Here is a 21,023-nt window from a genome sequence, read left to right on the forward strand (position 1 = left end):
ATTTGTTACAATGGCGGCAGTTTTCCGCACCGATTAAGACACCATGCTACCGCGCATTCTTTTCCTGCTATTGATGCTCATTTCCGGCGTCAGCTCAGCCAGTTTACTCAGTCAGCAAACGCTGCCTGCCCAGTACATGCAAACCACCGAAGACGCGGCGATCTGGGCGCAGGTGGGGAACAGCGTGATCAACGTCGGTAACGTGCGCGCCGGGCAGATCCTGGCCGTTGTGCCCGCGGCGGCGGACTACTACGAATTTCGCTTCGGTTTTGGCACGGGGTTTATCGACAAGGGGCACCTCGAGCCGGTTCAGGGGAAACAGCGCGTCGAGGACAGCCTCGGGGATCTCAATAAGCCCCTGAGCAATCAGAACCTCATTACCTGGAAAGACACGCCGGTGTATAACGCGCCGTCGAGCGGCAGCGCGCCTTTCGGCACATTAAGCGCCAATCTGCGCTATCCGATACTGAATAAACTGAAAGACCGTCTGAATCAGACCTGGTTCCAGATCCGCATCGGCAATCGTCTGGCGTGGATCAGCAGCCTGGATGCGCAGGAAGATAACGGACTTCCGGTTCTGACCTACCATCATATTTTGCGTGATGAAGAAAACACGCGCTTTCGACATACGTCCACAACGACCAGCGTACGTGCGTTCAACAACCAGATGGCATGGCTACGCGATCAGGGCTATACCACCCTGACGATGTACCAGCTTGAAGGGTACGTGCGTAACAAAATGAACCTGCCTGCAAAATCGGTGGTGATTACCTTTGACGACGGCCTGAAATCGGTCAGCCGCTATGCCTATCCTGTGCTGAAAGAGTACGGCTTCAAGGCTACCGCGTTTATTATCTCTTCCCGCATAAAAGGCCATCCGCAGAAGTGGGATCCTAAATCGCTGCAGTTTATGAGCGTGCAGGAGATTAAGGGAATTCAGGATGTGTTCGATATTCAGTCTCACACCCACTTCCTGCACCGCGTGGATGGGTATAAGCACCCGATTTTACTGAGCCGCAGCTATCACGTGATTTTGTTTGATTTTGAACGCTCGCGTCGCGCGCTGGCGCAGTTTAATCCACGCGTGCTCTATCTTTCCTATCCGTTTGGCGGCTACGACAATAAAGCGATAAAGGCGGCGAATGATGCCGGTTTCCATCTGGCGGTGACGACGGTGAAAGGGAAGGTGAAGCCGGGGGATAATCCGTTCTTACTGAAACGCCTGTACATCTTAAGAACGGATTCGCTGGAGACCATGTCGCGGCTGATCAGCAATCAGCCGCAGGGATAGTGCTTAAGCAACCTGAACCGGAATCGCCTTCGCGGTACGTTTCATGTCGTTGTCGCCTTCAAAGTAGGCAACTTTCGGCTGCCAGCGGCGTGCTTCTTCATCAGACATCATCACGAAGCTGGCGATAATCACAATATCGCCCACGTCCGCGCAGTGCGCTGCCGCGCCGTTAACGGAGATGATTTTAGACCCGCGCTCGGCGGCGATGGCGTAGGTTGAGAAACGTTTGCCGTTGTTAACGTTCCAGATATCAATCGCTTCGTTTTCAAGGATGCCCGCAGCATCAAGGAAATCCTGGTCGATGGCGCAGGAGCCTTCATAGTGCAGGTCGGCCTGGGTGACTTTCACACGGTGAAGCTTACCTTGCAGCATTTTGCGAATCATTACGTTTACCTTTCATCTTCCGGGTAGAGAAACCTACGCCAGTTCAACCACTTTGTTGTCGATTAGGCGGGCCTGACCAAGCCATGCCGCCACCAGAATGACCGCACGTTTGCTGGTCTGTGTAAGCTCCAGAAGCGTGTCGGCATCGCGAATTTGAATATCATCAGCGCGGAAGCCTTTATCGTTCAGCGCCTGTTCAGCCAGAGCAATAATCTCTTCGGCAGTTAACTCTTTCGCCAGCAGCTGTTCTGCCATGGTGTTCATGACCTTGCTTAAGCCCGGCGCGATTTTACGCTGGTCCGCGGTCAGGTAGCCATTTCGCGAGCTGAGCGCCAGACCGTCTTTGGCGCGTACAATCGGTACGCCGACAATCTCGATATCGTAGCCCATATCCGCAACCATCTTGCGGATCAGCGCCAGCTGCTGGAAATCTTTCTCACCGAAGCAGGCTACGTCCGGCTGCACCAGGTTGAACAGCTTGCTGACGATGGTCGATACGCCGCGGAAATGACCCGGGCGGCTTGCGCCTTCCAGCATGGTAGAAATGCCCGGTACGTCAACGTAAGTGGCCTCATCGGTACCCTGAGGATAGACATCCGCCGGTGCCGGAGAGAAGACAATATCCGCATGGCGTTTTTTGAGCTTCTCGCAATCTTCCTGCAGGGTGCGCGGATAGCGTGCCAGATCGTCGGCGCGGTCAAACTGCATTGGGTTAACGAAGATACTGACCACCACGATATCTGCACGGGCTCTTGCTTCGTCAACCAGCTTCATATGGCCGTCATGCAGGTTGCCCATGGTCGGGACCAGTGCGATACGTTTACCTTCCTGACGCGCGCGACGGATATGCTGGCGCAGCAGCGGCAGGGTTTCAATGATTAGCACAACGAGACTCCTTAATGGAAACTGTGTTCTTCACCCGGGTAAACACCGGATTCAACGTCGGCAATATACTGCCTGACCGCAGCGCGCATGTCGCCCGCTTCGGTGAGGAAATTTTTGGCAAACTTAGGAATATGCCCGCCGGTGATGCCAAAGGCGTCGTGCATCACCAGGATCTGACCGTCGGTCACGTTGCCTGCGCCAATACCAATCACCGGAATCGACAGGGCTTCAGTAATACGCTTCGCCAGCTCAACCGGCACGCACTCCAGCACCAGCAGCTGAGCGCCTGCGGCTTCCAGCGCCAGGGCATCATCAAACAGCGTCTGGGCGGCGTCACCGCGGCCCTGCACTTTATATCCACCAAAGATGTTGACGGACTGCGGCGTCAGGCCCAAATGGCCGCACACCGGCACGGCGCGCTCGGTGAGCATCTTCACCGTATCCACCAGCCAGGCACCGCCTTCAATTTTGACCATGTTAGCGCCAGCACGCATGACCGCTGCCGCGTTTTCGAATGCCTGCTCCGGCGTGGCGTAGGCCATAAACGGAAGATCGGAAAGCAGCAGGCAGGCTGGAGCCCCGCGGCGCACCGCACGCGTGTGGTAAGCGATATCCTCAACCGTGACCGGCAGGGTGGAATCATGTCCTTGTACCGTCATCCCTAACGAATCTCCGACCAGCATGACGTTGATACCCTCTTCGGCAAAGAGTTTGGCGAAGCTGTAGTCATACGCGGTGATGGTGGCGAAGCGTTTTTTTTCCTGTTTGCATTTCTGCAGTAAGGAGATGGTGGTTGGTTTCATACTGTTTCCTGATAGCCCAAAAGCGAATCTTTGCGCATTCTAACAGTAACATTCGGGGGAACAATGATTTTAGGTAACCGATTAGCCATAATTATTTTGAGGTTAATCGGCAGGGGAACCCGATCACCAGCGGGCGGGTCTTTCCGCGTTGAGGCTGTACAGAGTGGACTTAAGTGGGGTGCCATCCGGGAAGATGAGATCGGGGGCGACTTCAAACAGCGGCCAGAGCATAAACCCGCGATTTTTCATGTCGTAATGCGGAACGGTGAGACGTTCAGTGTGAATGGTCTCGTGACCAAACAGCATAATGTCGAGGTCCAGCGTGCGCGGTCCCCAGCGCTCGGCTTTGCGTACGCGGCCCTGCTGCAGTTCGATGCGCTGGGTGTTATCCAGCAGCGTTTCGGCATCAAGGGCAGTTTCCAGCACCACGGCGGCATTGAGATAATCAGGCTGATCCTGCGGGCCCAGCGGCGGCGTGCGGTAGAAAGAGGAGACCGCCACGATCTTGCTTTGCGGGATCTCCCCCAGCGCCTGTACGGCAGCGTTCACCTGCTCCAGCGGAGAGGCTAAATTGCTGCCGATGGCGATATACGCGAGGGTCATGCTGTCCCTTCACGACGCGGCGCGCGTTTGCGCGGGCGACGATGGCGGCGACGCGGTTCCGGCTCTTCATCCAGCCCGGTGAGCATATCTTTTTGCTCCGGCGGGGCGGAAACCTGGAATTCGGCCCACCACTGCGCCAGGCGCTGCAGCTCCTGGTTGCGTTCAATTTCAGCACGCAGCGACAGCAGATCGAAAGCGGCGCGGAATTTTGGATGCTCCATCAGCTTCCAGGCGCGTTTGCCCTGACGACGGGACATGCGCAGCTGAAGCTGCCAGATATCGCGCACCAGCGTGGTAATGCGTTTTGGAATAGCGAGCGTACGGCACCCTTCGTCCAGCACGTCGTTTGCGGCGAGCGCGAAGGCGTCATAGTAGGCAAGCCCGCTCTCCTGGGTAATTCGCTGGGCCGTTTCCAGCAGCGGATACCAGAACATCGCCGCAAACAGGAACGCCGGATTGACGCGCATGTCGTTGCGAATACGGGTATCGGTATTTTTCAGCACCTGCGCAATCATCCGCTCCATTGGGCTGTCACCGCTTTCGGTGAAGTAGCGGGTAATGGTCGGGAACAGGGGCTGGAACAGATTGTATTCGCGCAGCAGGTTGTAGGTTTCAAAGCCGTGGCCGGCCTGCAGCAGCTTCAGCGCCTCTTCGAACAGGCGGGCAGGCGGCACGTCGTTAATCAGCGTCGCCAGGCGCGGAATCGGCTCAGCCGTTTCCGGGCTGATGCGCATATTGAGCTTGGCGGCGAAACGCACGGCGCGCAGCATACGGACAGGATCTTCGCGATAGCGCGTTTCCGGCGTGCCGATCAGACGGATCAGACCTTCTTTCAGGTCCTGCATGCCGCCGACGTAATCGCGCACGGTGAAATCCGCCACGCTGTAATAAAGGCTGTTAATGGTGAAGTCGCGACGCTGGGCATCTTCTTCGATAGAGCCGAAGATATTGTCACGCAGCAGCATGCCGTTCTGGCCGCGCTGTGACGTGGTGCGATCGGATGCGCCCGCTTCGTGGTGGCCGCGGAAGGTCGCCACTTCGATAATTTCCGGCCCAAACATCACGTGAGCCAGACGGAAACGGCGGCCAACGAGACGGCAGTTGCGGAATAATTTGCGCACCTGTTCAGGCGTGGCGCTGGTCGTCACGTCGAAATCTTTTGGTTTTTTGCCCAGCAGTAAATCACGCACTCCACCGCCCACGAGATAGGCCTCGTAGCCCGCTTTATTCAGACGATAGAGCACCTTGAGGGCATTTTCACTGATATCTTTGCGGGAAATAGTGTGCTGCTCACGCGGAATAACCGACATGTGTGGCTGTGCAATAGCATCGTTCGCCATGCTCTCTTCGCGGCTTAGCACTTTACGGCAAAAATTAGCGACTCGGGTAAAAATGGTACACCTCGTAGTGTGTTTTGTTATGAAAAAAGCGGCTAATCATAGCTCAGCGCAACGCATTTGAGAATGCTGGATTTTTGGCACTGCCGCGAGCGTCCAGTTGGCAACGGCCATTTTCAGCAGTTCGTCAATACGCAGATCCTGCCATTCGTTGGTTACATTCTGGTTGAGAAACCGCAGCGCGTCGATCAAAACAGGACGCGGATCGCCGTCTGGCAGGGCCGGGGCGTGGTTCTGCTTTGACAATTTAAAGCCCTGCGCATTGACCGCCAGCGGCAGATGAATGTAGTCCGGCGCCGTCCAGCCAAACTGGTGATATAGCGATATTTGTCGCACGGTCGGTTCGACCAGATCCGCCCCGCGCACAATTTCCGTCACGCCCTGAAAACGATCGTCGACGACCACGGCCAGGTTGTAGGCGAAAAGGCCGTCACGACGGTGAATAATAAAATCCTCACGCGCCAGACGTTCATCGGCATGAATCTCACCGGAGAGGAGATCGTTAAAGCGCGTCACCGGGGAGCGCAGCTTGATGCGCACGGCGGCATTTTCCGGGGGAAGGTTGAGCGTACGACAGTGGCCGTCATAAACCCCTCCTACGCTCTGGATACGGGCGCGGGTGCAGGTGCAGTTATAGGAAAGCCCCAGATCGCGAAGCCAGGCCAGACGCTCCCGATAGGCATCGTGACGTTTTGACTGCCAGAGAACCTCGTCATCCCAGTGAAGACCGTAATGTTCCAGCTGACGCAGAATAGTGTCTGCAGCACCGGGAACTTCACGCGGAGGGTCGATATCTTCAATGCGGACAAGCCATTTGCCCTGACGGGCGCGAGCCTGCAGGTAGCTGCCGAGCGCGGCAATTAATGAGCCGAAGTGTAATTCACCGGAAGGAGATGGCGCGAAGCGCCCAATATAGTGTGATTCAGACATATCAACAGTAACAAGGCGGGAGAGACTCCCGCCTTTAGAGTGTGTAAACAGCGCTGGTATTAACCGGCCATCTGTTTTTCGCGGATTTCGGCCAGCGTTTTACAGTCGATGCACAGATCGGCGGTTGGACGCGCTTCCAGGCGACGAATACCAATTTCAACACCGCAGGATTCGCAGTAGCCAAAATCTTCGTCTTCGACTTTTTTCAGCGTTTTCTCGATCTTTTTGATCAGTTTGCGTTCGCGGTCACGGTTACGCAGTTCGAGGCTGAACTCTTCTTCCTGAGCGGCACGGTCTACCGGATCCGGGAAGTTGGCAGCTTCATCCTGCATATGAGTAACGGTGCGATCGACTTCATCCCTGAGTTGATTACGCCATGCTTCAAGAATACGCTTGAAGTGCGACAGCTGGGCTTCGTTCATATACTCTTCGCCCGGCTTCTCTTGATACGGCTCCACCCCAGCGATGGCGAGAATACTCAGGGACGATGTTTTACGGTTTTGCCCTTCTTGCATGTTGCTTCTCCTTAACACGCACTATCGATCCCCGTGTTGGGGGAAAAATCAGGTCGCTATAAATAGCAGATGCTTTTCCGTATGGCAATTATCTAAACGTAACACTTGACAAGCCTGTGAGGAAAAGCGTATTTGCGCACGCGGCCAGAACACTTATTCGACAATCGTCTAATCCCTTATAAGACAATGGGAAGAGAGGATCTCAGAGTCATATTATCGGCAGAAAGTTCCGCTTTATAAGCGAAAACCTCTACCCCCTGCTTTTGTGCCTCATTCAACAATTGCGCGTATTTAGGATCAATATGGCGGGCAGGGGAGAAACGTTCAATGGCTGAATGCAACACCGCAAAAAGCAATACGGCGCGTTTGCCCGCCGCCGCAACACTCATTAGCTCTCGCAGATGCTTCTGGCCACGTAGCGTTACCGCATCCGGGAAGTAGCCATTTTCCTGTTCCGCTAACGTCACTGATTTCACTTCAATATAGCACTCAGGCCTGTCTTCCGCCTGTAACATGAAGTCAATTCTGCTGCCTTCATCGCCATATTTCACTTCACTTTTATGCGTGCCATATCCCACCAGTTCGGGAATGGCGCCAAGGGTCAGCGCTTCCTTAACAAGCTGATTTGCACGCAGGGTGTTAACGCAAATAAATGCCCCGTTTTGGGTTTCGGTCATTTCCCAGGTATGGGCATATTTGCGTTTACTATTTTCTGATGTGGAATACCAGACCCTGTCACCTGGCGTCGCACACCCCGTCATGGCGCCGGTATTGGGGCAGTGCAGGGTGAGCTGAACCCCTTCGGGGGTAATCACGTCGGCGAGGAAGCGTTTGTAGCGTTGGATAAGCGTGGCGTGCTGCAGGGGAGGACTAAACTTCATCGGAATTCCTTTCGGTGTTGCCCAGCGTCCAGCGCTGTAGCGGCGTATAGCGGGTGCGTCCCTGTGCAAAGACGGATTCATAAAGCGCGAATGCGTTGACCGGAAAGGCCCAGTGAAAACCCGGCGGCGGGATGGCAACGGCCTGACCGGCATCGCGCAGCAGCGTGATGTGCGGATGAAACGGCTGCGGGCTCTGATAACAGCCGCTGCGCGCCGCCTGGGCACGCAGCATATTTGCCAGCTGCAATAATCCGCGCGGCGGCTGGCGCGTTCCCAGCCAGACCACGCGCGAACGCAGCCACTGACCCGCGTCGTCGAGTTGCAGCGTAAATTCCGGCTGGGCAATACGCCCGGCCATGGCGGCTAACGCCCGCTGTTTTTCGGTGCTGACGTCGCCCAAAAAGGCCAGCGTCAGGTGCAGGTTGGCCGCCGCGACAGGGCGGCCTGCTTCCGGCGGGAAGTTGTCGGCACGCCAGCGAACAATTTGACGCTGTATCGCGGTGGGCAATTCAATGGCAAAAAACAGCCGTTTCGACTCAGGCATACGGAGGACTCGGTAATGATATGCGCCGATGCTACAATGTACGCCGACTAATGTTAACCCTCTGGAGCTGTTAGTGTCCTCATTGCCGGTCGCCGTCATTCTTCCTGAGCTTCTCGCTGCCTTACGCCATTCCCCGCAGGTTTTGCTGAATGCCCCTACGGGCGCGGGCAAGTCCACCTGGCTGCCGCTGCAGATTCTGAAAGACGGAAATATCAGCGGGAAAATTATCCTGCTGGAGCCGCGCAGGCTGGCCGCGCGCAACGTGGCGCAGCGTCTGGCGGAACTGCTGAATGAAAAACCGGGCGAAACGGTAGGTTACAGGATGCGTGCCGAGACCTGCGTTGGCCCAACCACGCGTCTTGAAGTGGTCACCGAGGGTATTCTCACCCGCATGCTGCAAAACGATCCGGAGCTGACCGGCGTCGGGCTGGTGATCCTCGATGAATTCCACGAGCGCAGCCTGCAGGCGGATCTGGCCCTCGCGCTGTTGCTGGACGTGCAGCAGGGGCTACGCGACGATCTCCGGCTGCTTATTATGTCGGCCACGCTGGACAACGAGCGGCTACGACAGGCATTACCCGATGCGCCAGTCATCAGCTCAGAAGGGCGGGCGTTTCCGGTTGAACGCCGCTATCAGCCGCTTCCCCCCCATCAGCGTTTTGACGAGGCCGTCGCCATTGCCACGGCTGAGCTGCTGCGCCAGGAAGCCGGTTCCCTGCTGCTGTTTTTGCCCGGCGTGGGCGAAATTCAGCGCGTGCAGGAGCAGCTTTCTACCCGCTTAGGCGGCGACGTGCTGCTTTGCCCGCTCTACGGCGCGTTGTCGCTACAGGATCAGCGTAAAGCGATTGTTCCTGCGCCGGCGGGGCAGCGCAAGGTGGTGCTGGCAACCAACATTGCTGAGACCAGTTTGACCATTGAAGGGATTCGCCTGGTGGTGGATAGCGCGCAGGAGAGGGTGGCAAGCTTTGACCCGCGCACCGGGCTGACTAAACTCCTGACGCAGCGCATCAGCCAGGCGTCGATGGTGCAGCGCGCGGGCCGCGCGGGGCGTCTTGAGTCGGGCATATGCCTGCATTTGACCAGCGCGGAGCAGGCTGAACGCGCCGTACAGCAAAGCACGCCGGAAATTTTACAAAGCGATTTGTCTGGTCTGGTGATGGATCTGCTGCAGTGGGGCTGTCCGAACCCTGAGCAGCTCACCTGGCTTAATCCTCCTCCTGTCGTAAACCTCACCGCTGCGCGCACGTTGCTGACGCAGCTTGGCGCGCTGGAAGGCGAGCGTCTGACGGCGCGCGGCCAGAAAATGGCGGCGCTGGGCAACGATCCGCGTCTGGCCGCGATGCTGGTGGCCGCGCAAGGGGATGATGAAATTGCCACGGCGGCAAAACTGGCGGCTATTCTTGAGGAGCCGCCTCGCGGTGGCAGCAGCGATCTGGGGCAGGCGTTTTCGCGCAGCCAGGGGAACTGGCAGCAGCGGGCGCAGCAGTTGTGTAAACGCCTGAATAGCCGGGGAGGTGCGCCTGACAGCGATAAGATTGCCTTCCTGCTGGCACAGGCCTTCCCGGACAGGATCGCGCGTCGGCGCGGGCTGGACGGTCGCTACCAGCTGGCAAACGGCATGGGGGCGATGCTGGACAGCGATGATGCGCTGACGCGTCACGAGTGGCTGATCGCCCCGCTGTTGCTGCAGGGCAGCCATTCTCCGGATGCGCGTATCCTGCAGGCGATTGCCGTAGAGATTGACGCTCTGACGCGAGCCTGTCCGCAGCTGCTTCAGCAATCTGATACCGTGGAATGGGATGACGCCCAGGGCACGCTGAAGGCCTTTCGTCGCAGCCAGATTGGCAAGTTGACGCTTGGGACGAAGCCGCTGGCGAAGCCGTCGGAAGACGAGCTTCATCAGGCCATGCTGAACGGAATTCGGGAAAAAGGGCTGAGCGCCCTGAACTGGACGCCGGAAGCGGAGCAGTACCGCATTCGTCTGCACTGCGCCGCGAAGTGGCTACCGGAATACGGTTGGCCTGCGGTGGATGACGAGACGCTGCTCGCTACGCTTGAGCGCTGGCTACTGCCGCAAATGAGCGGTGTACACTCTCTGCGAGCCCTTAAGGCGCTTGATGTTAAGACCGCGTTACAGAATTTACTGGACTGGTCATTACGTCAACGTCTGGATAGTGAACTGCCAGGGCATTACACTGTGCCGACCGGAAGCCGGATTGCCATCCGTTATCATGAGGATAATCCGCCGGCGCTGGCGGTTCGGATGCAGGAGATGTTTGGTGAAGCCACCACGCCGTCCATTGCGGAAGGGCGTGTGCCGTTAGTGCTTGAGCTGCTGTCGCCTGCGCATCGTCCATTACAAATCACCCGAGATTTGGGGACGTTCTGGGCGGGAAGCTACCGTGAAGTACAGAAAGAGATGAAGGGGCGATATCCCAAACATGTCTGGCCGGACGATCCGGCGAATACGGCGCCGACGCGGCGAACGAAGAAATATTCGTGAGTTAGGTGGAAGACGGGAGTGCGGCCTGATGCCCTCACCCCGACCCTCTCCCATGGGGAGAGGGAGAAAACAAATTTTGAGAGATTTCTTCTTTCACAGACCTGGGAAAGAAAAGAAAATCTGGCCTTTGCGCCTGAAAGTTGCGGAGAAAAAGCATGGCGGGGAATGACCGCGAGCCAATAGGACGTAAGGGAAAACCAACGCGTCCGGCGAAAGAAAAGGTAAGCCGTCGTCGCCTCAGAGATGAGGACTATGACGATGACTATGAAGACGATTATGAGGATGAAGAACCGATGCCGCGTAATGGAAAAGGCAAAGGGCGTAAGCCTCGGGGCAAACGCGGCTGGTTCTGGCTGCTGCTGAAGCTGTTTATTGTTTTTGTTGTCCTGATGGCGATTTACGGCGTGTATCTGGATCAGAAGATCCGCAGCCGTATCGACGGTAAAGTCTGGCAGTTACCTGCGGCAGTGTATGGCCGTATGGTGAACCTTGAGCCAGATATGTCCATCACCAAAAACGAGATGGTCAAACTGCTGGAAGCCACCCAGTATCGTCAGGTGTCTAAAATGACCCGTCCTGGCGAATTTACCGTGCAGTCCAACAGCATTGAGATGATCCGCCGTCCGTTTGATTTCCCGGACAGCAAAGAGGGGCAGGTGCGCGCGCGTCTGACCTTTGACGGCGATCGTCTGGACACCATCGAGAACATGGATAACAACCGTCAGTTCGGTTTCTTCCGCCTCGATCCGCGTCTGATCACCATGCTTTCGTCAGCAAACGGCGAGCAGCGCCTGTTCGTGGCGCGTAACGGCTTCCCGGATCTGCTGGTTGATACCCTGCTGGCAACCGAAGACCGTCACTTCTACGAGCACGATGGCATCAGCCTCTACTCGATTGGTCGTGCGGTGCTGGCTAACCTGACTGCCGGTCGTACCGTGCAGGGAGCGAGTACGCTGACCCAGCAGCTGGTGAAGAACCTGTTCCTCTCCAGCGAACGTTCTTACTGGCGTAAAGCGAACGAAGCCTACATGGCCGTGCTGATGGATGCGCGCTACAGCAAGGATCGTATCCTTGAGCTGTACATGAACGAGGTGTACCTCGGTCAGAGCGGCGATAACGAAATCCGCGGCTTCCCGCTGGCGAGTCTGTACTACTTTGGCCGTCCGGTGGAAGAGCTGAGCCTGGACCAGCAGGCGCTGCTGGTGGGCATGGTGAAAGGGGCGTCCATTTATAACCCGTGGCGCAACCCGAAACTGGCGCTGGAGCGTCGTAACCTCGTTCTGCGTCTGCTGCAACAGCAGCAGGTGATTGACCAGGAGCTGTACGACATGCTGAGCGCGCGTCCGCTCGGCGTTCAGCCGCGCGGCGGCGTGATCTCCCCGCAGCCAGCGTTTATGCAGCTGGTGCGTCAGGAGCTGCAGAGCAAGCTCGGTGATAAGGTCAAAGATCTCTCCGGCGTGAAGATCTTCACCACCTTTGACTCCGTGGCGCAGGATGCGGCCGAAAAAGCGGCTGTGGAAGGCATTCCGGCGCTGAAGAAACAGCGTAAGCTCTCCGATCTTGAAACCGCGATGGTGGTGGTTGACCGTAACACCGGCGAAGTGCGTGCGATGGTGGGCGGTGCCGAGCCGCAGTTTGCAGGCTACAACCGCGCCATGCAGGCGCGTCGCTCAATCGGCTCTCTGGCAAAACCGGCAACCTACCTCACAGCCCTGAGCCAGCCAAATCAGTATCGCCTGAATACCTGGATTGCGGATGCGCCGATCTCCCTGCGCCAGCCTAACGGCCAGGTCTGGTCACCGCAGAACGATGATAAACAGTTCAGCGGCCAGGTCATGCTGGTGGATGCGTTGACCCGTTCCATGAACGTGCCAACGGTGAACCTGGGCATGTCGCTGGGACTGCCGGCGATTGTCGACACCTGGCAAAAACTGGGCGTGGCGAAAGATCAGCTGCACCCGGTGCCGGCGATGATCCTCGGCGCGCTTAACCTGACGCCGATTGAAGTGGCGCAGGCGTTCCAGACCATTGCCAGCGGGGGCAACCGCGCGCCGCTGTCTGCCCTGCGTTCGGTGATTGCCGAAGATGGCTCCGTGCTGTATCAGAGCTTCCCGCAGGCGGAGCGTGCCGTTCCTGCTCAGGCCGCCTATATGACGCTGTGGACGATGCAGCAGGTCGTGCAGCGCGGTACCGGCCGTCAGCTGGGGGCGAAGTATCCGGGTCTGCATCTGGCGGGTAAAACCGGGACCACCAACAACAACGTCGATACCTGGTTCGCCGGTATTGATGGCCGCGAAGTGGTGATCACCTGGGTAGGCCGCGACAACAACCAGCCGACCAAGCTGTACGGCGCGAGCGGGGCGATGTCGATTTACCAGCGCTATCTGGCAAATCAGTCTCCTGTGCCGCTGAATCTGGTGGCGCCGGAAGATATCGTCGATATGGGCGTGGACAGCTCCGGTAACTTCGTCTGCGGCGGCGGGATGCGTACGCTGCCTGTCTGGACCGCAAACCCTGACTCGCTGTGTCAGCAAAGCCAGCCAGAACAGCCAACCGGTAACCCGTTTGACCAGTCTTCTCAACCACAGCAGCCGCAGCAGCAACAGCCGCAGCAGCAGAATGAGAAGAAAGATAGCGACGGTGTCGCGGGCTGGATTAAAGACATGTTCGGCGGTAACTAACCTTTTAAAGCCCTCTTCCCCGGAAGGGGGCTTTTTTTACCCGTAGACCTCATTTCGTTAACCCTCGCTTTAACACTGATTAACCCTTCGTTTTCTCTTGATGATTTCTTAAACCCTTAATTCTCATAGGGCCGCTTACTGCTTGCTATGCAACCAGCGTTTCGCATATTATTCTGGCGCTCATAATAATAATTCTCGTTTACGTTATCATTCACTTTCACATCAGAGATTCAACATGGCGCTTTCCAATACTGCTCAGCCAATGAACACGTCGCTGCGTAAGCTCGCGGTCGTCGTCGCCACAGCGGTTGCCGGCATGTCTGCTTATGCTCATGCGGCCGAAACCCCGAAAAAAGAAGAAACCATTACGGTAAACGCAGCTCCTGCGGCACAGGAAAGTGCCTGGGGGCCAGCTGCGACCATCGCCGCACGGCAATCCGCGACCGGAACCAAAACGGATACCCCTATTCAAAAGGTTCCGCAGTCTATTTCTGTCGTCACTGCCGAAGAGATGGCGCTGCATCAGCCGCGCTCGGTGAAAGAAGCCCTGAGCTATACGCCGGGCGTTGCGGTAGGCACGCGCGGCGCGTCTAACACCTATGACTATTTGATCATTCGCGGCTTCGCGGCCGATGGCCAGACGCAGAATAACTACCTCGACGGCATGAAAATGCAGGGGAACTTCTATAACGACGCGGTGATTGATCCTTACATGCTGGAGCGCGCCGAAATCATGCGCGGTCCGGTTTCCGTTCTGTACGGCAAAAGCAGCCCGGGCGGTTTGCTGAACATGGTCAGTAAGCGCCCAACAACCGAGCCGCTGAAAGAGATCCAGTTCAAAGTCGGCACGGATAGCCTGTTCCAGACCGGGTTTGACTTTAGCGATGCGATCGACGACGACGGCGTTTACTCTTATCGCTTAACGGGCGTTGCGCGTTCTAATAACGCTCAGCAGGAGCGTGCGGAAGAGCAGCGTTACGCCATCGCGCCCTCGTTCTCCTGGCGTCCGGATGATAAAACTACCTTCACGTTCCTCTCCTACTTCCAGAACGAGCCTGAAACGGGCTACTACGGCTGGCTGCCAAAAGAGGGAACGGTTGAGCCGCTGCCGAACGGCGATCGTCTGCCGACGAACTTCAACGAAGGCGCGAAGAACAATACCTATTCCCGTAACCAGAAAATGGTGGGATACAGCTTCGACCACGAGTTCAACGATACCTTTACCGTGCGTCAGAACCTGCGCTTTGCCGAGAACAAAACCTCGCAAAACAGCGTATACGGTTATGGCGTTTGTACCGACCCGGCAAACAGCGGCAACAAACAGTGTGCCGCGTTAGCGCCATCGGACAAAGGCCACTATCTGGCGCGTAAATACGTTGTCGATAACGAAAAGCTGCAGAACTTTACCGTTGATACCCAGCTGCAGAGCAAATTCGCAACCGGCGAGGTGGACCACGTCCTGCTGACCGGCGTTGACTTTATGCGCATGCGAAATGACATCAATTCCTGGTTCGGTTACGACGACTCTGTTCCGCTGCTGGATCTCTACAATCCGGTGAACAGCGATTTTGATTTCGGCTCAAAAGATCCCGCGACCTCCGGTCCATATCAGATCCTCAACCGTCAGAAACAGACGGGGCTGTACGTTCAGGATCAGGCGCAGTGGGATAAAGTGCTGGTAACCCTGGGCGGCCGTTATGACTGGGCCGATCAGGAATCCTACAACCGCGTGACGAACACCACCTCCAAACGTGATGATACCCAGTTCACCTGGCGCGGTGGCGTTAACTATCTGTTTGATAACGGCGTAACCCCGTACTTTAGCTACAGCGAATCGTTTGAACCGGCATCGCAGACCGATGCTCAGGGCAAACTGTTCTCGCCGTCTAAAGGCAAACAGTACGAAGCGGGCGTGAAATACGTGCCGAACGATCGTCCGATCGTCGTCACCGGTGCGTTGTACCAGCTGACCAAAACCAACAACCTGATGGCGGACCCGGCGGGCTCCTTCTTCTCGGTTCAGGGCGGTGAAATCCGCGCGCGTGGCGTAGAACTGGAAGCGAAAGCGGCCCTGTCTGCAAGCGTCAACCTGGTGGGTTCTTATACCTATACCGATGCGGAATACACCACGGACACCAACTACAAAGGCAACACGCCTGCTCAGGTGCCAAAACACATGGCGTCGTTGTGGGGCGATTACACCCTGTTTGACGGTGCGCTGTCTGGTCTGACGCTGGGCACTGGGGTGCGTTACACCGGCTCAAGCTATGGCGATCCTGCGAACTCCTTCAAGGTGGGCAGCTATACCGTTGTCGATGCGCTGGTCAGATACGATCTGGCACGCGTTGGCATGGCTGGCTCAAACGTGGCGCTGCACGTGAACAACCTGTTCGATCGTGAGTACGTTGCCAGCTGCTTCAATACCTACGGCTGCTTCTGGGGTGCTGAACGTCAGGTTGTTGCCACCGCGACCTTCCGCTTCTAATCTCTCTTCGGGCACGGTTCGCCGTGCCCTTTTTATTTAAGTTGGCTGATATGCAGGATATTCAAACGCAACCCGACACCACCTTTACGCTCAACCATCTCTCCTTTCGCGTACCCGGGCGCACGCTGCTGCATCCGCTCTCTCTGACGTTCCCTGCCGGTAAAGTGACGGGCCTGATTGGTCACAACGGTTCCGGTAAATCCACCCTGCTCAAGATGCTGGGGCGCCATCAGCCGCCTTCAGAAGGCGATATTCTGCTGGATGACCAACCGCTGGAGAGCTGGAGCAGTAAAGCCTTTGCCCGCAAAGTGGCCTATCTGCCGCAGCAGCTGCCGCAGGCGGAAGGGATGACGGTGCGTGAGCTGGTGGCAATTGGGCGGTATCCGTGGCACGGTGCGCTTGGGCGCTTCGGCGTCGCCGACAGAGAGAAAGTGGAAGAGGCGATTGCGCTGGTCGGGCTAAAACCGCTGGCGCACCGTCTGGTGGATAGCCTGTCCGGCGGCGAACGTCAGCGCGCGTGGATCGCGATGCTGGTGGCGCAGGACAGCCGCTGCCTGCTGCTGGATGAACCGACCTCTGCGCTGGATATCGCGCATCAGGTCGACGTCCTGGCGCTGGTGCATCGCTTGAGCCAGCAGCGTGGCCTGACGGTCATTGCGGTCCTGCACGACATCAACATGGCCGCGCGCTATTGTGACTACCTCGTCGCGCTGCGCGGCGGCGAGATGATTGCCCAGGGGACACCGGCAGAGCTGATGCGCAGCGAAACGCTGGAACATATTTACGGTATTCCGATGGGTATTCTGCCTCACCCGGCCGGGGCTGCACCGGTGAGCTTTGTCTACTGATGCTGAATAACACACGCATTAGCCGCCGTCGTCTGCTGACGGCGATGGCGCTCTCACCGCTGCTGTTCAAAATGAATACGGCGCGTGCCGCCGCCGTCGATCCGCACCGTATTGTGGCTCTGGAGTGGCTGCCGGTCGAACTGATGATGGCGCTCGGCGTCACGCCCTATGGCGTGGCGGACATTCCTAACTATAACCTCTGGGTGAACGAGCCAAAGCTGCCGGACTCGGTAATCGACGTCGGCCTGCGAACGGAGCCAAACCTCGAATTGCTCACCCAGATGAAACCCTCGTTCCTGTTCTGGTCTGCGGGCTATGGCCCGTCAGAGGAGATCATGGCGCGCATTGCGCCCGGGCGCGGATTCGCTTTCAGCGACGGTAAAAAACCGCTGGTCGTGGCGAAAAACTCGATTAACGAGATGGCGCATTTCCTCAACCGCGAAGCGGAGGCCAAAAGACATCTCGACGAATTTGATGCCCTGATCGACTCTCTGACGCCGCGCTTTGCTCTCCGGGGCGATCGTCCGCTGCTCATGGTGACGCTGCTGGATGCCCGCCATATGCTGGTCTTCGGTAAAAACTGTCTGTTCCAGGAGGTGCTGGACAGCTTCGGCATTCGCAATGCCTGGGAAGGGGAGATGACCTTCTGGGGCAGTACCGCCGTGGGTATCGACCGCCTGGCGGCGTTTCGCGATGTGGACGTGCTCTGTTTCGACCACGGTAACGAACGCGACATGCAAACCCTGATGGAGACCCCGCTCTGGCAGGCGATGCCGTTTGTGCGCGAGAGGCGCTTCCAGCGCGTTCCGGCAGTCTGGTTCTACGGCGCGACGCTCTCGGCCATGCATTTTGCCCGCGTGCTGGATAACGCCCTGGGAGGTAAAGCATGAGTACGCGTATCGCCCGCTTCCCGGCGCTGCTGTTATCCCTGCTTTTTCTTGTTGCGCTGGTATTAACCGGATTCAACCTCTCCACGGCGTTACCGCGCGAGCAGTGGGGGGCCGCTCTGGCCTCGCCGGATATCGACAATATTCAGCAGATGCTGTTCCACTACAGCCTGCTGCCGCGTCTGGCGATCTCCCTTTTGGTCGGGGCCGGCTTAGGGCTGGTGGGCGTGCTGTTCCAGCAGGTGTTGCGTAACCCGCTGGCAGAGCCAACCACCCTCGGCGTCGCGACAGGCGCGCAGCTTGGGATCACCATCACCACGCTGTGGGCGCTGCCGGGAGCGTTAACCTCGCAGTTTGCGGCACTCGCGGGAGCGTGCGTGGTGGGCGCGCTGGTCTTTGGCGTGGCCTGGGGCAAGCGCCTTTCCCCGGTGACGCTTATTCTGGCCGGGCTGGTGGTGAGCCTGTACTGCGGGGCGATTAACCAGCTGCTGGTGCTGTTCCATCACGATCGGCTGCAAAGCATGTTCTTGTGGAGTACCGGCACGCTCACCCAGACCGACTGGAGCGTTGTAGAGCACTTGTGGCCGCAGCTGGCTGGCGGCGTCGTGCTGACGCTGCTGCTCCTGCGCCCTCTGACGCTCATGGGGCTGGATGATGGCGTGGCGCGTAACCTGGGGCTGGCGCTGGCGCTGGCGCGTCTGGCGGCGCTGACGCTGGCGATTGTATTGAGTGCCCTGCTGGTCAACGCGGTTGGCATCATCGGGTTTATCGGCCTGTTTGCGCCGCTGCTTGCGAAAATGCTCGGGGCGCGTCGCCTGCTGGCGCGTCTGATGCTGGCGCCGCTGATTGGGGCGCTGATCCTCTGGCTTTCCGATCAGCTTATTCTCTGGCTGGCGCAGGTCTGGAGGGAAGTCTCCACCGGCTCTGTTACCGCGCTTATCGGGGCGCCGCTGCTGCTGTGGCTGCTCCCGCGCCTGCGCAGCATGAGCGCACCGGCGATGGACGCGGGCGATAAAGTTTACGCTGAACGTCAGTCGGTGCTGTGGTTTAGCCTTGCCGGCCTGGCGGTGCTGATGATCGCCTCGTTCGCGGCGCTCTCTTTCGGACGCGATGCGTCGGGCTGGCACTGGGCGACGGGTGATTTACTCAATGAACTGGTGCAGTGGCGCTGGCCGCGTATCTTCGCTGCGCTGATCGCAGGGGTGATGCTGGCGGTGGCGGGGTGCATTATTCAGCGTCTGACCGGCAACCCGATGGCAAGCCCTGAAGTGCTCGGGATCAGCTCTGGCGCCGCCTTTGGCGTGGTGCTGATGCTGTTCTTTGTGCCGGGCAATGCGTTTGGCTGGCTGATGCCTGCCGGCAGTATCGGCGCGGCAGTCACGCTGATGATTATCCTGATAGCCGCCGGCCGCGGTGGATTTTCACCGCACCGCATGCTGCTGGCCGGGATGGCGCTCAGCACGGCATTTACCATGCTGCTGATGATGCTGCAGGCAAGCGGCGATCCGCGTATGGCGAAGATCCTGACCTGGATTTCCGGCTCGACGTACAACGCCACCGGCAGCCAGGTGGTTTGGTCCGGGATCGCAATGCTCGTGCTGCTGGCGATGGTGCCGCTGTGCCGCCGCTGGATGACCATTCTGCCGCTTGGCGGCGAAACCGCGCGCGCGGTGGGAATGGCGCTGACGCCAGCGCGTGTGGCCCTGCTGCTGCTGGCGGCGTGCCTGACGGCTGTGGCAACCCTGACGATTGGACCGCTGAGTTTTGTCGGATTAATGGCGCCGCACATTGCCAGAATGATGGGATTCCGCCGGACGATGCCGCATATCGTCATGTCGGCCCTGACGGGCGGGGTGATGCTGGTGTTTGCGGACTGGTGCGGAAGAATGGTGCTGTTCCCGTATCAGATCCCGGCGGGTCTGCTGTCGACCTTTATCGGTGCGCCGTACTTTATTTATCTGTTGAGAAAGCAGAGTCGGTAATAAAAGTAAACGGCAATCTTTAGATTGCCGTTTTAGTGTTTGCTCCCTCTCCTCATGGGAGAGGGTTGGGGTGAGGGCATCAAGCCGCACATCTTAGAGCTTCGTAAACACCTTACGCGCGGCGTCGATGGTGTTGTTGATATCATCTTCGCTGTGCGCCACCGACATAAAGCCCGCTTCGAACGCTGACGGTGCAAGGTACACGCCTTCTTCCAGCATCAGGTGGAAGAAGCGCTTGAAGCGCTCAACGTCGCACTTCACCACGTCCTGATAGCAGGTCACGGTTTTCGCATCGGTGAAGAAAATCCCGAACATGCCGCCCACGTGGTTGACCACCAGCGGAATACCGGCTTCTTCTGCGGCTTCCAGCAGACCGTTTGCCAGCTGCGTGGTCAGGCCGGTCAGGGTTTCGTGTATGCCCGGCTGAGCCACTTCGGTCAGGCAGGCAAAGCCCGCCGCCATGGCGATGGGGTTACCGGAGAGCGTACCCGCCTGGTAAACCGGGCCGGTTGGCGCCAGGGCTTCCATGACGTCCTTACGACCACCGAATGCGCCGACGGGCATGCCGCCGCCGATGATTTTACCCAGACAGGTGAGATCCGGCTCAACGCCGTAATATGACTGGGCACCCGCCAGCGCCACGCGGAAGCCGGTCATGACTTCATCGATAATCAGCAGCGCACCGAACTCATCGCACAGGGCGCGCAGGCCCGGCAGGAAGTCAGGCTGCGGTGGGATACAGTTCATGTTGCCGGCGACCGGCTCAACGATGATGCAGGCGATCTCCTGCGGATACTGCTCGAACGCCGCGCGAACGGTAGCAAGATCGTTGTAGGTGCAGGTCAGGGTATGCTTCGCGAAATCTGCCGGTACGCCCGGGGAGTTCGGCTGGCCGAGCGTCAGCGCGCCGGAACCGGCTTTCACCAGCAGGCAGTCCGCATGACCGTGGTAACAGCCTTCAAACTTGATGATTTTATCGCGACCGGTAAAACCGCGCGCCAGGCGGATGGCGCTCATGGTCGCTTCGGTACCTGAGTTCACCATGCGCACCATGTCCATGGTAGGCACCAGTTCAGTCACCAGCTCCGCCATTTTCACTTCCATTTCGGTTGGCGCACCGAAGCTCAGGCCGCGCTGGGCGGCTTCAATCACCGCGTTACGAATGGCCGGGTGGTTGTGTCCCAGCACCATCGGTCCCCAGGAACCCACATAATCGATATAGGCCTTGCCATCGACATCATACAGATACGCGCCGTCAGCACGTTCGATAAACAGCGGCGTACCGCCCACGCCGGTGAAGGCGCGCACAGGTGAGTTCACGCCACCCGGAATAAGCTCGCGGGCTGCACTGTAGAGGTTTTCAGACTTGCTCATGGCGTCGTTCCTGGTTCGAATAAAATGGTT

Annotated in this window: 17 protein-coding genes; 7 read left to right on the forward strand and 10 right to left on the reverse strand. The window is 58.0% G+C overall.

Features of this window, described 5'->3' with window-relative positions:
• Window positions 1-43 precede the first annotated feature (43 nt).
• Entirely contained in the window at window positions 44-1,291 is a 1,248-nt protein-coding gene (locus tag NUX24_RS19030; protein ID WP_115876423.1) for a polysaccharide deacetylase family protein, read from the forward strand.
• A 3-nt stretch (window positions 1,292-1,294) separates the two neighbouring features.
• Here the strand turns inward: NUX24_RS19030 and panD are convergent, their stop codons facing one another.
• The 9 genes from panD to thpR form a co-directional block, all read right to left on the reverse strand.
• The gene (gene panD / locus NUX24_RS19035) at window positions 1,295-1,675 is read right to left on the reverse strand and encodes an aspartate 1-decarboxylase (protein ID WP_006810068.1); all 381 of its coding nucleotides are present in this window, start codon (window positions 1,673-1,675) and stop codon (window positions 1,295-1,297) included.
• Between the two features lie 33 nt (window positions 1,676-1,708).
• Window positions 1,709-2,560: a pantoate--beta-alanine ligase gene (gene panC, locus NUX24_RS19040; protein WP_023310431.1), complete on the reverse strand. Its 852-nt coding sequence runs from the start codon at window positions 2,558-2,560 to the stop codon at window positions 1,709-1,711.
• A gap of 11 nt (window positions 2,561-2,571) precedes the next feature.
• A complete protein-coding gene (panB, locus tag NUX24_RS19045) occupies window positions 2,572-3,363 on the reverse strand; it encodes a 3-methyl-2-oxobutanoate hydroxymethyltransferase (RefSeq protein ID WP_014882600.1) in 792 nt (263 codons plus the stop codon).
• Window positions 3,364-3,486: 123 nt separating this feature from the next.
• Window positions 3,487-3,966 (reverse strand): 2-amino-4-hydroxy-6-hydroxymethyldihydropteridine diphosphokinase, encoded by a 480-nt coding sequence (gene folK, locus NUX24_RS19050; RefSeq protein ID WP_257833444.1) that lies wholly within the window; start codon window positions 3,964-3,966, stop codon window positions 3,487-3,489.
• Complete coding sequence (gene pcnB / locus NUX24_RS19055; RefSeq protein WP_072162357.1) at window positions 3,963-5,360, reverse strand: polynucleotide adenylyltransferase PcnB; 1,398 nt, start codon at window positions 5,358-5,360, stop codon at window positions 3,963-3,965. The genes folK and pcnB overlap by 4 nt, the downstream gene beginning before the upstream one ends.
• Window positions 5,361-5,402: 42 nt before the next feature.
• Window positions 5,403-6,293, reverse strand: a complete 891-nt coding sequence (gene gluQRS, locus NUX24_RS19060) for a tRNA glutamyl-Q(34) synthetase GluQRS (protein ID WP_257833445.1) — start codon at window positions 6,291-6,293, stop codon at window positions 5,403-5,405.
• A gap of 59 nt (window positions 6,294-6,352) precedes the next feature.
• On the reverse strand, window positions 6,353-6,808 hold the full coding sequence (gene dksA / locus NUX24_RS19065; protein ID WP_001155232.1) for an RNA polymerase-binding protein DksA: 456 nt from the start codon (window positions 6,806-6,808) through the stop codon (window positions 6,353-6,355).
• Between the two features lie 176 nt (window positions 6,809-6,984).
• Window positions 6,985-7,689 (reverse strand): DNA/RNA nuclease SfsA, encoded by a 705-nt coding sequence (gene sfsA / locus NUX24_RS19070; protein ID WP_047646650.1) that lies wholly within the window; start codon window positions 7,687-7,689, stop codon window positions 6,985-6,987.
• Window positions 7,679-8,233 carry an RNA 2',3'-cyclic phosphodiesterase gene (gene thpR, locus NUX24_RS19075; protein ID WP_126328833.1) on the reverse strand — a complete coding sequence of 185 codons (555 nt, stop codon included), beginning with the start codon at window positions 8,231-8,233 and terminating at the stop codon, window positions 7,679-7,681. Before thpR ends, sfsA begins: the two co-directional genes overlap by 11 nt.
• Window positions 8,234-8,306: 73 nt before the next feature.
• Between thpR and hrpB the strand changes: the two genes are divergently transcribed.
• The 6 genes from hrpB (at window position 8,307) to fhuB (ending at window position 19,619) form a co-directional block, all read left to right on the forward strand.
• Window positions 8,307-10,736 carry an ATP-dependent helicase HrpB gene (hrpB, locus tag NUX24_RS19080; RefSeq protein ID WP_257833448.1) on the forward strand — a complete coding sequence of 810 codons (2,430 nt, stop codon included), beginning with the start codon at window positions 8,307-8,309 and terminating at the stop codon, window positions 10,734-10,736.
• Between the two features lie 155 nt (window positions 10,737-10,891).
• Window positions 10,892-13,417, forward strand: coding sequence for a bifunctional glycosyl transferase/transpeptidase (gene mrcB, locus NUX24_RS19085; RefSeq protein ID WP_033144661.1), 2,526 nt, complete (start codon window positions 10,892-10,894; stop codon window positions 13,415-13,417).
• 235 nt (window positions 13,418-13,652) lie between these two features.
• The gene (gene fhuA / locus NUX24_RS19090) at window positions 13,653-15,902 is read left to right on the forward strand and encodes a ferrichrome porin FhuA (RefSeq protein WP_257833450.1); all 2,250 of its coding nucleotides are present in this window, start codon (window positions 13,653-13,655) and stop codon (window positions 15,900-15,902) included.
• Between the two features lie 50 nt (window positions 15,903-15,952).
• The gene (gene fhuC, locus NUX24_RS19095) at window positions 15,953-16,750 is read left to right on the forward strand and encodes a Fe3+-hydroxamate ABC transporter ATP-binding protein FhuC (RefSeq protein WP_033144663.1); all 798 of its coding nucleotides are present in this window, start codon (window positions 15,953-15,955) and stop codon (window positions 16,748-16,750) included.
• Window positions 16,750-17,640: a Fe(3+)-hydroxamate ABC transporter substrate-binding protein FhuD gene (gene fhuD, locus NUX24_RS19100; RefSeq protein WP_257833453.1), complete on the forward strand. Its 891-nt coding sequence runs from the start codon at window positions 16,750-16,752 to the stop codon at window positions 17,638-17,640. The genes fhuC and fhuD overlap by 1 nt, the downstream gene beginning before the upstream one ends.
• Complete coding sequence (fhuB, locus tag NUX24_RS19105; protein WP_257833455.1) at window positions 17,637-19,619, forward strand: Fe(3+)-hydroxamate ABC transporter permease FhuB; 1,983 nt, start codon at window positions 17,637-17,639, stop codon at window positions 19,617-19,619. Before fhuD ends, fhuB begins: the two co-directional genes overlap by 4 nt.
• 93 nt (window positions 19,620-19,712) lie before the next feature.
• Here the strand turns inward: fhuB and hemL are convergent, their stop codons facing one another.
• Window positions 19,713-20,993 (reverse strand): glutamate-1-semialdehyde 2,1-aminomutase, encoded by a 1,281-nt coding sequence (gene hemL / locus NUX24_RS19110; protein ID WP_257833457.1) that lies wholly within the window; start codon window positions 20,991-20,993, stop codon window positions 19,713-19,715.
• Window positions 20,994-21,023: the final 30 nt, after the last annotated feature.

This window comes from Enterobacter sp. HG048, assembly GCF_024702055.1.
Classification (GTDB): Bacteria; Pseudomonadota; Gammaproteobacteria; order Enterobacterales; family Enterobacteriaceae; genus Enterobacter; species Enterobacter dykesii.

Excerpts from the sequence above, each read along its gene's own strand:
- fhuD (WP_257833453.1), top strand. The coding sequence starts at position 16,750 with ATGCTGAATAACACACGCATTAGCCGCCGTCGTCTGCTGACGGCGATG.
- thpR (WP_126328833.1), bottom strand. The coding sequence starts at position 8,233 with ATGCCTGAGTCGAAACGGCTGTTTTTTGCCATTGAATTGCCCACCGCG.
- folK (WP_257833444.1), bottom strand. The coding sequence starts at position 3,966 with ATGACCCTCGCGTATATCGCCATCGGCAGCAATTTAGCCTCTCCGCTG.
- fhuA (WP_257833450.1), top strand. The coding sequence starts at position 13,653 with ATGGCGCTTTCCAATACTGCTCAGCCAATGAACACGTCGCTGCGTAAG.
- hemL (WP_257833457.1), bottom strand. The coding sequence starts at position 20,993 with ATGAGCAAGTCTGAAAACCTCTACAGTGCAGCCCGCGAGCTTATTCCG.
- panB (WP_014882600.1), bottom strand. The coding sequence starts at position 3,363 with ATGAAACCAACCACCATCTCCTTACTGCAGAAATGCAAACAGGAAAAA.
- gluQRS (WP_257833445.1), bottom strand. The coding sequence starts at position 6,293 with ATGTCTGAATCACACTATATTGGGCGCTTCGCGCCATCTCCTTCCGGT.
- mrcB (WP_033144661.1), top strand. The coding sequence starts at position 10,892 with ATGGCGGGGAATGACCGCGAGCCAATAGGACGTAAGGGAAAACCAACG.
- NUX24_RS19030 (WP_115876423.1), top strand. The coding sequence starts at position 44 with ATGCTACCGCGCATTCTTTTCCTGCTATTGATGCTCATTTCCGGCGTC.
- fhuB (WP_257833455.1), top strand. The coding sequence starts at position 17,637 with ATGAGTACGCGTATCGCCCGCTTCCCGGCGCTGCTGTTATCCCTGCTT.
- panD (WP_006810068.1), bottom strand. The coding sequence starts at position 1,675 with ATGATTCGCAAAATGCTGCAAGGTAAGCTTCACCGTGTGAAAGTCACC.
- sfsA (WP_047646650.1), bottom strand. The coding sequence starts at position 7,689 with ATGAAGTTTAGTCCTCCCCTGCAGCACGCCACGCTTATCCAACGCTAC.
- dksA (WP_001155232.1), bottom strand. The coding sequence starts at position 6,808 with ATGCAAGAAGGGCAAAACCGTAAAACATCGTCCCTGAGTATTCTCGCC.
- fhuC (WP_033144663.1), top strand. The coding sequence starts at position 15,953 with ATGCAGGATATTCAAACGCAACCCGACACCACCTTTACGCTCAACCAT.